This is a genomic window from Nostoc sp., assembly GCF_036919615.1.
Taxonomy (GTDB): Bacteria; Cyanobacteriota; Cyanobacteriia; order Cyanobacteriales; family Nostocaceae; genus Nostoc.
The window spans coordinates 66,076-78,545 of record NZ_JBALCN010000026.1; the positions used below are offsets into that span (position 1 = coordinate 66,076).

Annotated in this window: 11 protein-coding genes; 7 read left to right on the forward strand and 4 right to left on the reverse strand. The window is 42.2% G+C overall.

The window, feature by feature from the left end; translation table 11 throughout:
* Positions 1–423: 423 nt before the first annotated feature.
* Positions 424–1,056, forward strand: coding sequence for an ISAs1 family transposase (locus tag V7K48_RS09340; RefSeq protein ID WP_335071713.1), 633 nt, complete (start codon positions 424–426; stop codon positions 1,054–1,056).
* Positions 1,057–1,090: 34 nt separating this feature from the next.
* Here the strand turns inward: V7K48_RS09340 and V7K48_RS09345 are convergent, their stop codons facing one another.
* Positions 1,091–2,839, reverse strand: coding sequence for a hypothetical protein (locus tag V7K48_RS09345; protein ID WP_335071715.1), 1,749 nt, complete (start codon positions 2,837–2,839; stop codon positions 1,091–1,093).
* A 53-nt stretch (positions 2,840–2,892) separates the two neighbouring features.
* On the opposite strand from V7K48_RS09345, the gene V7K48_RS09350 reads away from it, so the two are divergent.
* The 4 genes from V7K48_RS09350 (at position 2,893) to V7K48_RS09365 (ending at position 6,650) form a co-directional block, all read left to right on the forward strand.
* On the forward strand, positions 2,893–3,045 hold the full coding sequence (locus tag V7K48_RS09350; protein ID WP_335071717.1) for a hypothetical protein: 153 nt from the start codon (positions 2,893–2,895) through the stop codon (positions 3,043–3,045).
* 444 nt (positions 3,046–3,489) lie between these two features.
* Complete coding sequence (locus V7K48_RS09355) at positions 3,490–4,716, forward strand: succinate--CoA ligase subunit beta (RefSeq protein ID WP_335071718.1); 1,227 nt, start codon at positions 3,490–3,492, stop codon at positions 4,714–4,716.
* Between the two features lie 296 nt (positions 4,717–5,012).
* The gene (locus V7K48_RS09360; RefSeq protein ID WP_334977246.1) at positions 5,013–5,894 is read left to right on the forward strand and encodes a succinate--CoA ligase subunit alpha; all 882 of its coding nucleotides are present in this window, start codon (positions 5,013–5,015) and stop codon (positions 5,892–5,894) included.
* A 483-nt stretch (positions 5,895–6,377) separates the two neighbouring features.
* Complete coding sequence (locus tag V7K48_RS09365; protein WP_335071720.1) at positions 6,378–6,650, forward strand: hypothetical protein; 273 nt, start codon at positions 6,378–6,380, stop codon at positions 6,648–6,650.
* Between the two features lie 185 nt (positions 6,651–6,835).
* On the opposite strand, the gene egtC is transcribed toward V7K48_RS09365, so the two are convergent.
* A complete protein-coding gene (egtC, locus tag V7K48_RS09370) occupies positions 6,836–7,645 on the reverse strand; it encodes an ergothioneine biosynthesis protein EgtC (RefSeq protein ID WP_335071722.1) in 810 nt (269 codons plus the stop codon).
* Positions 7,646–7,837: 192 nt separating this feature from the next.
* Between egtC and V7K48_RS09375 the strand changes: the two genes are divergently transcribed.
* Complete coding sequence (locus V7K48_RS09375; protein WP_335071724.1) at positions 7,838–8,344, forward strand: DUF1993 domain-containing protein; 507 nt, start codon at positions 7,838–7,840, stop codon at positions 8,342–8,344.
* Between the two features lie 491 nt (positions 8,345–8,835).
* Here the strand turns inward: V7K48_RS09375 and V7K48_RS09380 are convergent, their stop codons facing one another.
* Positions 8,836–9,951 carry a carboxylate-amine ligase gene (locus V7K48_RS09380; RefSeq protein WP_335071726.1) on the reverse strand — a complete coding sequence of 372 codons (1,116 nt, stop codon included), beginning with the start codon at positions 9,949–9,951 and terminating at the stop codon, positions 8,836–8,838.
* A gap of 579 nt (positions 9,952–10,530) precedes the next feature.
* Between V7K48_RS09380 and V7K48_RS09385 the strand changes: the two genes are divergently transcribed.
* Positions 10,531–11,211: a RibD family protein gene (locus V7K48_RS09385; RefSeq protein WP_335071728.1), complete on the forward strand. Its 681-nt coding sequence runs from the start codon at positions 10,531–10,533 to the stop codon at positions 11,209–11,211.
* A 96-nt stretch (positions 11,212–11,307) separates the two neighbouring features.
* Here V7K48_RS09385 and psbA read toward each other — a convergent pair whose 3' ends face one another.
* Positions 11,308–12,390, reverse strand: a complete 1,083-nt coding sequence (gene psbA, locus V7K48_RS09390; RefSeq protein ID WP_335071730.1) for a photosystem II q(b) protein — start codon at positions 12,388–12,390, stop codon at positions 11,308–11,310.
* Positions 12,391–12,470: the final 80 nt, after the last annotated feature.

Below are 12,470 nucleotides of genomic sequence, written 5' to 3' on the forward strand. Positions count from 1 at the left end.
TGATTATACAATTTTCTGTGCCTTCAGCACACGATAAGTGCAACTGATTAGGCTATATACGCTTGATATAGTTTTGCATAAAAGCGTAGCGTTTTTTATTGTCAGCCAACGCATTGGCATTGCAGGGTATTGCCAAATTTTATTTGCTACGAATTAATGAAATGCTGTACTTAGTGTTAGTGTGTTAGTGATATTTTGCACCGGAAGATCCCCCAACCCCCTTAAAAAGGCAGGGCTGTTTTATTCCCTAAAACAGGTAAAATTGCAAGTGTTGAGGGGATAAAAAATCATGGGTGCGAATCTGATTGAACAGCTGCGGCAAGTAGAAGACTTCAGAACTTTAGATGATTGAAGACATCCACTTTGGTTAGTATTACTACTTATAATAATGGGCACCATGAGTGGATATATTGGCTATCGTGCGTGGGGAGATTTCCTCAAACGACATCGTGGAGTATTGATAAAGACGTTGGTAACGATTACGTAATTGCTGTTAAAAAGAATCAGCCAAAATTACATCGCCATATTCAACGCATTGCTGCTTTTCAGAAGCCAACCAGTCGTTATGTGGCTACCGAAAAAACGAGAAATCGAGTTACAACACTTACCAGAGAAGTCTTTCATGATTTGAATGGAATAAATCCACAATGGATTGGAATTAAATCTTTAATTCGGGTTGAAAGAGTCGGAATACGAGCAGGTAAACAATACCATGAGATTGTCTGTTACATAAGCAGCCTAATCGGCACAGCAGAAGAATTTGCTTGTGATATTCGCGGTTATTGGAGTATCGAAAATTGCCTTTATTGGGTTAAAGATGTAGTTCTTAAAGAAGACGATTCAACAATCCGTCTGGGTAATGCTCCGGCAAATCTCTCAATTTTGAGAGCGTTCGCTCTCAATATACTTCGCCGAAATGGTCATACTTCCATCACAATTACTCAGAGATTTCTCTCTAATGATATTGACAAACTTCTTGCCCTTGTGGAACAAAACAGCCCTACCCTTTTAAAGGGGGTAGAACAGCTTAATATCCTTTTAGGGACTTCCAATTAAAAAACTCCTAACTCCTCACTCCTCACTTTTCTATTTACCCGCCCAAAGTCCGTGTATAAATTACTTGACCTTGGGAATCATAGAGGAAAAGTGACAGGTTGGCATTGTCACCAATTACAGCTAAGGCTTCCCGTAATATTTGCAAATGATTGGTAACATCAACAACAGTATTAGAATTCTCAGAATAAGGATTAGCCAAATTATTTTGTCTTATTTGGTCATACTCAGGCGTTAACCGGACAATAATTCTTGTGTTGTCTATGCTAAATGTGCAAATCCGAATTCCATTAATACAGGTTTTATCTAGATCGATGCGGGTTTGTTGCAAACTACTAACAACTTGTAGTTTTTCTTGTGCTTGTTTGAGGGCTACTGAATAGGGTTCAATGAGGGACTGAGCTTGAGTGTAGTACAAACTATCTTGGGAAACTTTTTTAGCAGTTTGCAAAGCCTGATCCCAATATGTCACCGCAGCCAGCCATTGTTTTTTTTGCTGATAAACTTTGGCTTGCTTGGCAGTACTAATGACTTGTTGGTAGGTTTTAGCAGCTAATTGTTCTTTAGTAGCGCGATCGCGTGCCGCCACTAACTTAGGTTTATAATCTTTCAACAGCTTTTCTGCTTCTTGGTATCCAGCGCTAGTCTGGGGAATGCTATTCAAGGCATTAATGGCCACCAGCCAAGTAGACTGCACCTTTTGCCAGTCATTCAAAGATTTAGCAGTAGCTTCCCAATTTTTGGCTGCACTAGCTACAGCTTTTGCTGCGGTTAGTTTTTTCAGCCATTTTTCCTCAGTAAATATCTGTTGATTTATAGCGTGCAAATGGACACGATAATTAAGTAATTTACCTTGCACTAGTTCATAGAGTTCACTACTAGAATTTATGGTTTCTAGTGGCGCTATAGCCTGTTGCCATAAGTGTTGCCTAGCTCGTAATTCCTCTAAGCTAAATGCAACTTTTTGTGCCGCCAAGGACTCCATCTGCAAAGCCTTGACTACCTGGTTGATTTTTTCTGAACGTCCAGACAAACTTGCTTTTAGTTCTTCTGACACCTGGTAACGGGGCGACCAACTAGGAATTACATTCAAGGCTGCGTTGGCTGCGTCAAGTTGCTGTTGTATAGCTATTAATTCTTTTTCAGACTTGGCGCGGTGCATCAGTTGTGGAGATTTTGTTTTTAATTGCTCGGCGTTTTGTATTTCTTTACACTCAGACATTACACAAGGGCGAGTCAAGAAGTAAGCACCACAACCTAAGACTACAATTCCTACCAAAGTTGCACCCAGTAGGATCGGTTTGATTTGGAATGCTGGCTTTGAAGCCGATAAATTTGATGCATCTGCAAACGGGTCAAACGGTTCTTCCTCCTGAGTCTCATCGACTGATGGAAAATATGTCAGAGATGATAAGGGGGATGAGTAGGATATTGATTCCTCTGCTTCCCCTGCTGCCCTCCCAATCTCATCCTCCCATCTCCCCGTCTTCTTTAACACCAAGAAACATTTGGCATAAGGGAGTTGTTCACCAAAAACTCGGAGGAAACATTGCACCCGCTGCTCTCTGTGGGGTGCTAGAGACTGAAGTACTTCCTCAATTACTGCAAAAATTAGTTGAGCGTCAATTATTACATCTGATGCATGTTGCGTTAAAATCATTAGCTCGTCTTTATTGACGGCACACTTAACCTCGAAGACTTCAGCTGTTGAGACTTCTACAAGTAATTGTTCCTGCAAAGTTTTGGCTAAAAGCTGTAAATCTTCCTGCTGGACTGCTACTTTCATAGAGCTTTACCGCTGAACTTCTATATTATTTTGATTATCTTTAAGGGAATGAAATGAACTTTTTAGGTTTGTTGAATGCAAATGCACAGTTTAATCAACCACAGCCTGAAAATCTGAACGACCAACTTTCTAACACAAATTCTGACTTTTCACCAAAAATTAAAAAAGCAGTTATTGTTGGCGTCGCTAAATTTTCACAGCACTAGATGCAAAATTAAATAATCTGTCTTCAGATATAAATTAGAAATAAAAAATGGGAATAATAAAGTTTTTGAGTATTTTCACTGCATTATTTAGTGACAATTAAATTTACAGGAGCTACTATCCTACAAAGTTATGATTGCAGAGCAGTTGTGACAAAATTATCCAAGGGTTAAGGAAAGGATGCTATGTTAGAGGGTTTTGACAGAAATGGTAGTTATCTTCTATGCTAGAAAACTTACTGAGGAGATTAATTACCTGTTGTGGCTCTAGCACAAACAGGTTGGCTATCGAAATTAATGTGCCTCATTTACTGAATTCGATAAAATTGATCCGTGAAAAAGAAATTTTTATAGCTGCCAAAAGCTTCATTCTGTAATAAAGGTGCTGCATAAAGATTAAGACAGCATTAAGCAAAGGCTTGGAAAGTGTCAATACAAGGTGTATCAATGGATTTATTAGAGTACCAAGTTAAAGAATGGTTTGGGAAAATAGGCATTCCTGTATTGCCCTCCCAACGAATTGACCATCCTACAGATTTGAAACGTTTAAAAATTCGCTTTCCGATTGTACTGAAATCTCAAGTACATGGAGCGGAACGGGCAAAAGCTGGTGGAGTCAGGTTTGCAGAGACGACAATCGACGCGATAGCAGCTGCTCAAAATATCTTTAGTTTACCAATATGGGGCGAATTGCCAGAAGTTGTGCTGGCAGAATCCCAATACGACGCCAACCAGGAATTTTATCTAGCGGTGGTTTTAGACACTGCTGTCTGCCGACCAGTACTTTTAGGTTGCAAAGAAGCAAATATCGATTGGGAATCGGCTGGAGAAAAAATGCACTATGTCGTTGTAGAACAAGAATTCTCGCCATTTTATGCCCGACGATTGGCTTTGAAAATGGGTTTGCAGGGGACGCTGATGCAGTCGGTAAGCAGCGTTGTAGAGAAAATGTACCAGTTATTTGTGCAAAAAGACCTGGATTTAGTGGAAATAAATCCCTTGGCAGTCAGTGCTACTGGTCAAGTTATGGCTCTTAATGGTAAAGTCAGAGTCAACGAACGGGCGATCAAACGTCATCCCGATCTTGCCGAGATGGCGGCAAAAATTATCAGCCGTCATACCAGTACTGAAATAAATGGTATTTTGGGTGACTGGGATGGTGTAAAAATGCATGGAAAAATCGGTATTTTAGGTAATGGTACTGGTTCAGTGATGGCAACTTTGGATTTAGTCGCTAATGCTGGTGGCAATCCAGGTGTTTGTTTGAATCTACGTCATACTTTCCTCACAGATACTACACCAACTACCTTCCGCGATCGCCTAGAGACAGGTCTGAAAATCCTGGAGGCTGATAAAAGCATTCAAGTAATACTAATTAACTTTCTGGGTAGCATTCCTCAAACTGAGGAAGTGGCTGAAGTTATAGCCAGAGTTGTGCAGCAAGACAACAGCGAACTTCAATCACAGGTTGTACGTTCTAATGGTAATAAAAGTCGGCGAGAAGTGAATTTTTCGCCATTAGTTGTCCGTCTTGCTAGTTCTGAATTCAATGCGGCTAAAAAATATTTAGCAACATTAAAAACCCACAGCGACGCGCTCCTCGTGGTAGAAAATTTAGATGAGGCAGTAGCGGCAGCAGTTCGTCTTGCTAAACCAACGGCTCATAAGAAATAGTGACTGTTATTTTGTGACAATTCAAAAATCAAAAATTATTAATTTTTACCATCGGGCATAAATTTTTAAATTTGATGCTGAAAACAAGTACAGCTTTGCTTCTTAGGACTAAATTATATAGTGCATTCAAACTGAATATTCTTAGCTAGAGGTGGGTTTTCCGACTTTTGGAACACTCAGCATCAAGACTAGTTTTTGCAATTTCAGTAAAAATTGAATCAATATGACACTGTAAACATGTTGTTTTTATGCCCGGTGTCCTAAGGCACTAGGTTGCCAAACTTACGGTAATTTTTATGAACCTAACGCCAGACAGCAAAGTGTTAATTCAAGGCTTTTGTGAATTTATCTCAGGCACTCATGTTGATCAAATGAAAGCTTATGGCACGAATTTGGTAGCCGGTGTCAATCCTGGATGTGGCGGACAGGAACTGCATGGACTGCCAGTATTTGACTTAGTAGAGGAGGTAATAGAACAGCTTGGGGCAATTGACACGACAATTATTTGTGTAGATCCTTACGACGTGCTAGATGCGGCATTGGAAGCGATCGCATCTCATATTGGCCAAATCATTATTATTACTGCTGGCGTGCCACCTTTGGATATGGTGCAATTACTCCGCAAAGCCGAAGCCTGTGAAACCTTGGTAATCGGGCCAAATAGTCCGGGGATCATTGTGCCGGGGAAAATTCTTTTAGGTACTCAACCTAGCGAGTTTTATACCCCTGGTTCAGTGGGAATCGTTAGTCGTAGCAGCACCCTCACTTACGAAGTTGCTTACGAATTAACAAAAGCAGGTTTGGGGCAGTCGATTAGTGTCAGTATTGGTAGTGATGCGATCGTCGGTTCCTCTTTTCTCCAATGGCTGCAAATTCTTGATGAAGATGAAACTACACAGGCGATCGTTTTAGTCGGTCAACCTGGTGGTGGTAGTGAAGAAGCAGCAGCTCGGTACATTGCTGAGGCAATTGATAAACCAGTAATTGCCTATATTGCAGGTAGACAAGCACCACCAGGAAAAAGTTGGCGTCAAACTGGGACTTTAGCAACGGTTATCGGACGCGATCCTAACTTTGGCACAGCCCAAAGTAAATTAGCTGCTTTAAAAGAAGCGCAAGTTCCAGTAGCTGAACGTCCTTCTCAGATTCCAGAATTATTGAGAAAGGAGATTAACTAATATACAAAAAGCGAAACAATAATTCAGTTTCTTCTGCCAGTTCTAATACATGAGTAATGGCGATCGCTCCACAAGTCCATCACCTGATCGGCTATAGTTGTTGTGGAAAATATCTCTTTTAAAAGTGGATGTTGCCATATAGTAGGTTCTCACCACGCTTCTAGAGAGTATTAGCGATATTGGACACCCATGCTTGATGCCAGCCACGACTCTAGCTTTGGCTCAGAAGGCAATGATTGTCCAAGTGAACAGTCCTACTGCTATCCAAATGGCAGATTTCCCATGAGTATGCCTTTAATCAATATACTCATATATGAATATGCTTTACCTGTGTCATCTGTGCAATTAGATGCTTGGAAAGAGATTTGCCTCAATGTTTTAATATCATTAAGGAATTTGCAGTTAAATGTCAGCATATTCTCAATAGACCACTCAGTAGTTCTTGTAAGTTAATATTTTTAAGCTAACAGGTAATTAAAAGTTATGGAAAATACGTTAGTTGATAAAACCTTCCGTGACAGCGATGGCAAAATTGTCTTAGCTCAGATGCCAAACCTACCACTTATTGTTTGGATCGTAACTACTTTACTCGCTCTAATTTTTACAAGTGGTAAAATCAATACAGTTTTAGACGTACTAGCAAATGGCTCCTTGTTTACTTGGGCTTGGCTGGAATTATTTCAAGGCGTTAACTATTTTCGTAGAGCATTAGGTCTTGCCGTATTAATTGGGATTATCGCATTAAAAATCCAGTAGTTATAACAGACTAAAAACGCGATCGCTCTTGGCATATATAGGGAATACCATTGTGCAGATGAGAGACGCTGCCTCTGACTTGCATTACTGTTGCCTTTTGGCACAAGCAACAGCAATACAAGTCTTTGAAGGCACCATCTTTAGAGGAGCAAAAATCTAAATTTCAACTTTTGAGCAATACTTATCTAAACCCCAATCGGAGCAAATCTCTCCAACAGGCTAATTTTTGGCTGTAATGACTGGGCTTGAACAAATAGCGTACTTTGGTCACCAAAAGCAATCCAATTTTCGTTAGATAAAGGCTCAGAGGCAACAATAACTTGGTTTGGGTGCTTCAGAGAATAACTTGACCAATAAAGAGTAGGGGCTTGGGTGCGGTAAGCGTAGCGAACTGCTGCAACTGCTTGACCATCACTGACAATTATATTGGCACTAAAGCTGGTGTTGTGTTCTGATGCCAACTCAGTCAATCTTTCAAGTGTCGCACGTAAGGCATCTAACAGAGTGTTGTCTGGAGACGACTGCCACATTTCGACTAGCAGGGCGAAGATGTGTTCTGAGTCAGTCATACCTTTAATTAAGCGGTATGTAGAATCAGAGAGGCTCTCACGTATTGGTCTATAGAGAGTCTGTTGAAAGTTTGAGATTTCGCCATTATGCACAAACAACAGTTTTCCACTGCGAAATGGCTGACAGTTGCTAATGTCCAGCGATTCACCTATCCCAGCTAATCGGGCATAGCCAACAGTACAACTAGATTGTACATAGTTGCTCAACTCTTCCAGATTCGGATCGTTCCAAAGCGCGATCGTGTTTCGGTAAATGAACGGTTTACCTACTTCGTCGTACCAGCCTACACCCACTCCGTCTGCACAAACTACTCCTGATTTTAATTCCAAAGGACTGTAACTTTGTTTGTAAAGCGAATGCTTAGGTTTATACAGCAACTCATCTAATCCGATGGGATTACCAAGGTAACCAATTAATCTACACATAAAAAACGACGTTGCTGAAAGAGTAAGGAAATTTAGTTACAAGCCCCGATATCAATCGAACCTTTTAACTGTGCAATTACTGCAAATTATTACTAATTTAACAACTATTTCTTATCTTGTGTATGCTTGAACTATGACTTTAGTCATGGTTTTGTTTGTGACTTTCATTAAACTTTTTCTGGATAAATCTCAATGACCATTTCAATGTACCAAGCTTCAATACCCGTGTCTATTCGTACACTGAATAACCTTGTAAGCATTTTGGAAAAAGGTGCTATACATGCAGAAACTAAAAAAATAGATCCTTCTGTATTGCTCAATAGTCGTCTATCCCCAGATATGTTTCCATTATCAAAACAAGTACAAATTGCCTCTGACATAGTAAATAGAGGTGCTGCACGATTAGCAGGGATAGAACCACCCCAATTTGAGGACAATGAAACTACATTCTCTCAACTTATTGACCGCATTCATCAAACTATCTCTCATTTAAATACATTTAAACCGGAGCAAATTGACGGTTCAGAGCAGAGAACAATTACTATTAGTATGCGTGACCAAACTTTATCTTTTCAAGGAATGCCATTTCTCCTATATTTTGTTTTGCCAAACCTTTATTTCCATGTCACAACAGCATATGACATTCTCAGGCACTGTGGTGTAGAACTTGGTAAACAAGACTTTCTTGGTCAGCCTTAATTAGGAGCAATATCTAACGTCATCATTGCTCTAAGGTATTGGATGAAATTCTGTACTCTCTAAGAGGTTGTTTGAAAAGTGTTTTGCTGTCACTTTAGGCACTTTGAGATCCCCCATAACCCACGCCAATCGCTCCACTTGGGGAGACCCCAAGACCGCGCTGGCTCCCCTTTTTTAGGGGGGAACCGGAATCAAGATCCCCCTTGAAAAGAGGGATTTAGGAGGATCTAGAACTTTTGATACTGACAACAGGACTTTTCAAACATCCTCTAAGCTCGACTTTATCCCAAATTAAGAACTCGGTTTTCTTTATCCGACAAAAACCCTGGCTTTTTGGCAAATACTTTTTTCACGTCATAAATTATTGATGAAGATTAAAAAGTAAAGCTGCCATTCTACAAAGGTTTCAGCTTATATGTTCGCCTCAGCGTAAAAATGAATAAAGTCGAGCTTAGAGTCATGGAAGAGGGCTAAAGTAGGTATCTAAAAAGTTAAGCAATACCTTTCGCCGTCTGGGCGACGATGAAATCAACTACATCCTCTAAGCGTTCTGTACGCTTGTACACTTCGCGCTGCCGTGTTGCCCCATTCCCATGCTGCATTGTCTGCCGCACAAGCGATGAAATCTCGTCCCAGTCTCCATACTCTTCTAGCGATGGACGCACGAAGGCTAAAAACTTCCCAAGCAACTCTGACGCCGGGACAGGACGCATTGCTTCAATATCTATCAGTTCTGTATCCAATCCATAACGTGCAGCGCGCCAGTGAGCAGCACGTATAAGTTCGTGTCGTGCTGCCGGGAACGGTTCGTCTATTTTTGCTTGCTCATAACAAGTCCGTGCCAAGGCACGCACCAGTCCCGCAACCATCACCGCTTCGTCTATCGTCATGCATACATCTGTGACACGAAACTCTACTGTTGGGTAACGCTCAGAAAGACGCGCATCCCAGTATATCTTTGTGGCCTCCTCTACACTCCCTGTTGCGATTAAAGCTTCTGCAAGTGCTTGATATTCAGCAAGTGACTCAAAAATTAATGGCGGCCCTGATATCGGCCACCTCCCCCAAATTTCCGTGCGGTAACTTGCATATCCTGTATCCATGCCCATCCAAAAGGGCGAGGAAGCGGCTAGTGCCAGAAGGGGTGCTAGCCAGATTCGGGCGCGGTTCATGACGCAAATTGCCATCTGAGGATCGCTAATCCCAACGTGTACGTGACAGCCAAAAATCATTTGTTCACGGGTGAGTTGCTGATAATCTCGCATCAGCCCTTGATAGCGTTCTTTGGGTGTAATCTGCTGTTCTGACCACGAAGAGAATGAGTGCGTCCCAGCCGCAGCAATTTGGTTCCCGTCTTTAGCTGCTGCTGCAATTACTTCCCCCCGTAAACGTACAAGTTCTGCGCGGACTTCTGCTAGCGTTTTACAAACGGGTGTGCCAATCTCTATCTGCGAGAGATAAACCTCAGCTTGTACCTCTTCCCCAAGAGCTTTGTTGGCTATCTTTAAAATTTGCTGTTGACGTGAACAAAGCTCACGAGTTACCGGGTTGATAATTTGGTATTCTTCTTCGACACCGATAGTGAAGTCTTCTGTCTGAGATGCCATATAAAATGTCTCTGTAAGGGAGCAACTTTTAATATTAAACGAGGTTTTAGACGAGAAAAGTAGACAAAATGCCTCGCAAGAGTTGAAAAAGAGTCAAGGAAGCAGGCATTCTGGGCATGACAGTCTCTTAGACGTAAAAAAATTGACTCTTGTAGGACTTACACAAAAACCTCTCAAACTCTTATTCCTCTGTGTCGCGCCAGTTGCTACCCTACAGGAACGCTAAGAGCGTAGCTTGCTTCCCCGGAGGGGTACAAGTCTCTTAACCCGCCCAACACACTGGCTTCTCTGCGGACTCTGTGGTAGCCTGCGGCAAGCCGCTTTGCGTCTACGATTTTCTGTTAAGTAGTAAGACAAAATTAATTACACAAATTTCGACCTGAAACCCTTATGTAGCCTAAAACCTGATGTGTAAATATTGCTGTCCAATTACTTACCTGTGCGTAAGTCCTGTCTTGGTAGAGGCAATTATCTAACAACAATTCTTTTATCACCTTAAGTCATAGCTGAGTAATTCTCTGGGATTCATAGCAAAGAATTCAAAAAGGTAAAATTATAAAGAACCGTCAGAAAGTAATCATGTCAGCTATCCAAACAACTGTGGTTCTTGCCATGACGGCCGATGGAAAAATTAGCGCCGTAGATCCTAAAGCACCTCGTCATTCCGATGCAACTGACCAAGCACACTTGGAGTATCAAGTCTCTCTTGCTGATCTAGTCTTGGTAGGAGCAGGGACAATTCGGGCTGAAGGGGGAACCTTTACAATTCGCAATCCTGAACTGTTGGCAGCACGTGAGGTTCGGGGTCAGTTTCCTCAGCCCATTACCTGCGTTGTCTCAGGTTCCCTTGACCTATCGCTGGACTTGCCTTTTTTAAGCCAAGACATTGAGCGATGGATATTTACGACACGGAGTGGTTTGGAGCGCAATTCTGATGCAACAACCTTGCAAAAACTGGCTGAATTAATTGATTTGGGAGATACAGACCTGGACTGGAATCGGGCCTACAGCTTGATGGCAGAGCGGGGTATTCACAAAGTCGTTGCTTTGGGAGGCGGCTCTTTAACAGCTGCTCTAGTGCAGGCAAGGCGAATTGACGATTGGTGGTTGACAATTTGGCCCGTCATTTATGGAGGAAAGCACGCTCCTAGCCCAGTGGAGGGAGACGGTTTTGTTTTCAATGCTGTTCCTCATCTCCAACTCGTCGAAACTCGTCAGGTTGGAAGTGAGTTGTTTTTACACTACCGCACACTCGACTGAGAATGCGCTGCCAGAATTAAGCACTATTTATCGTTGATACTAAAAAGCGCCCCCCCTTTCGGGAGAGCGCTTTTTGATTTAGCTAAACTTTACTATTTAACCGTTGATCGCAGGAGCGGTTAGAGCTACAGGAGCAAAATCACCTGCTGCCAAATCTAAGGGGAAGTTGTGAGCATTGCGCTCGTGCATTACTTCCATACCCAGGTTAGCCCGGTTGATTACATCTGCCCAAGTCGCAATTACACGACCTTCAGAATCAATGATTGATTGGTTGAAGTTGAAACCGTTCAAGTTGAACGCCATTGTGCTGACACCCAAGGCGGTGAACCAGATGCCGATTACAGGCCACGCTGCTAAGAAGAAGTGCAAACTGCGGCTGTTGTTAAAAGAAGCGTATTGGAAGATTAACCGACCGAAGTAACCGTGGGCTGCAACGATGTTGTAGGTTTCTTCTTCTTGACCGAACTTGTAACCGTAGTTAAGAGATTCGGTTTCAGTGGTTTCACGAACCAAGGAAGAAGTAACTAGACTTCCGTGCATTGCAGAGAACAAACTTCCACCGAATACACCTGCTACACCTAATTGGTGGAAGGGGTGCATTAAGATGTTGTGTTCTGCTTGGAAGACGATCATGAAGTTGAATGTTCCGCTTATACCCAAGGGCATACCATCAGAGAAGGAACCTTGTCCGATTGGGTATACCAAGAAGACTGCACTTGCTGCTGCTACTGGTGCTGAGTAGGCTATAGCAATCCAAGGACGCATTCCTAAGCGGTAGGATAGTTCCCATTCACGTCCCATGTAGCAGAATATGCCAATCAGGAAGTGGAAGATTACCAATTGGTAAGGACCACCGTTGTACAACCACTCATCTAAAGAAGCTGCTTCCCAAATTGGGTAGAAGTGCAAGCCGATAGCGTTGGAGGAAGGTACTACTGCACCGGAGATGATGTTGTTTCCATAAATTAAGGAACCTGCAACTGGTTCACGGATACCATCGATGTCTACTGGAGGTGCGGCGATGAAGGCGATTACGAAGCAGGCGGTGGCTGCTAGCAGGGTGGGGATCATCACTACGCCGAACCAACCGATGTAAATCCGGTTGTTGGTGCTGGTGATCCACTCGCAGAATCGATCCCATACGTTGGCGCTTGAGCGCTGTTGTAAGGTTGCTGTCATGGTTTTATAAGTGCGGTTAGTTATTTATGAATCAGGCGGTTTTTTCTTTGCCTGTGAAACTACTTTACACCACTTTACAA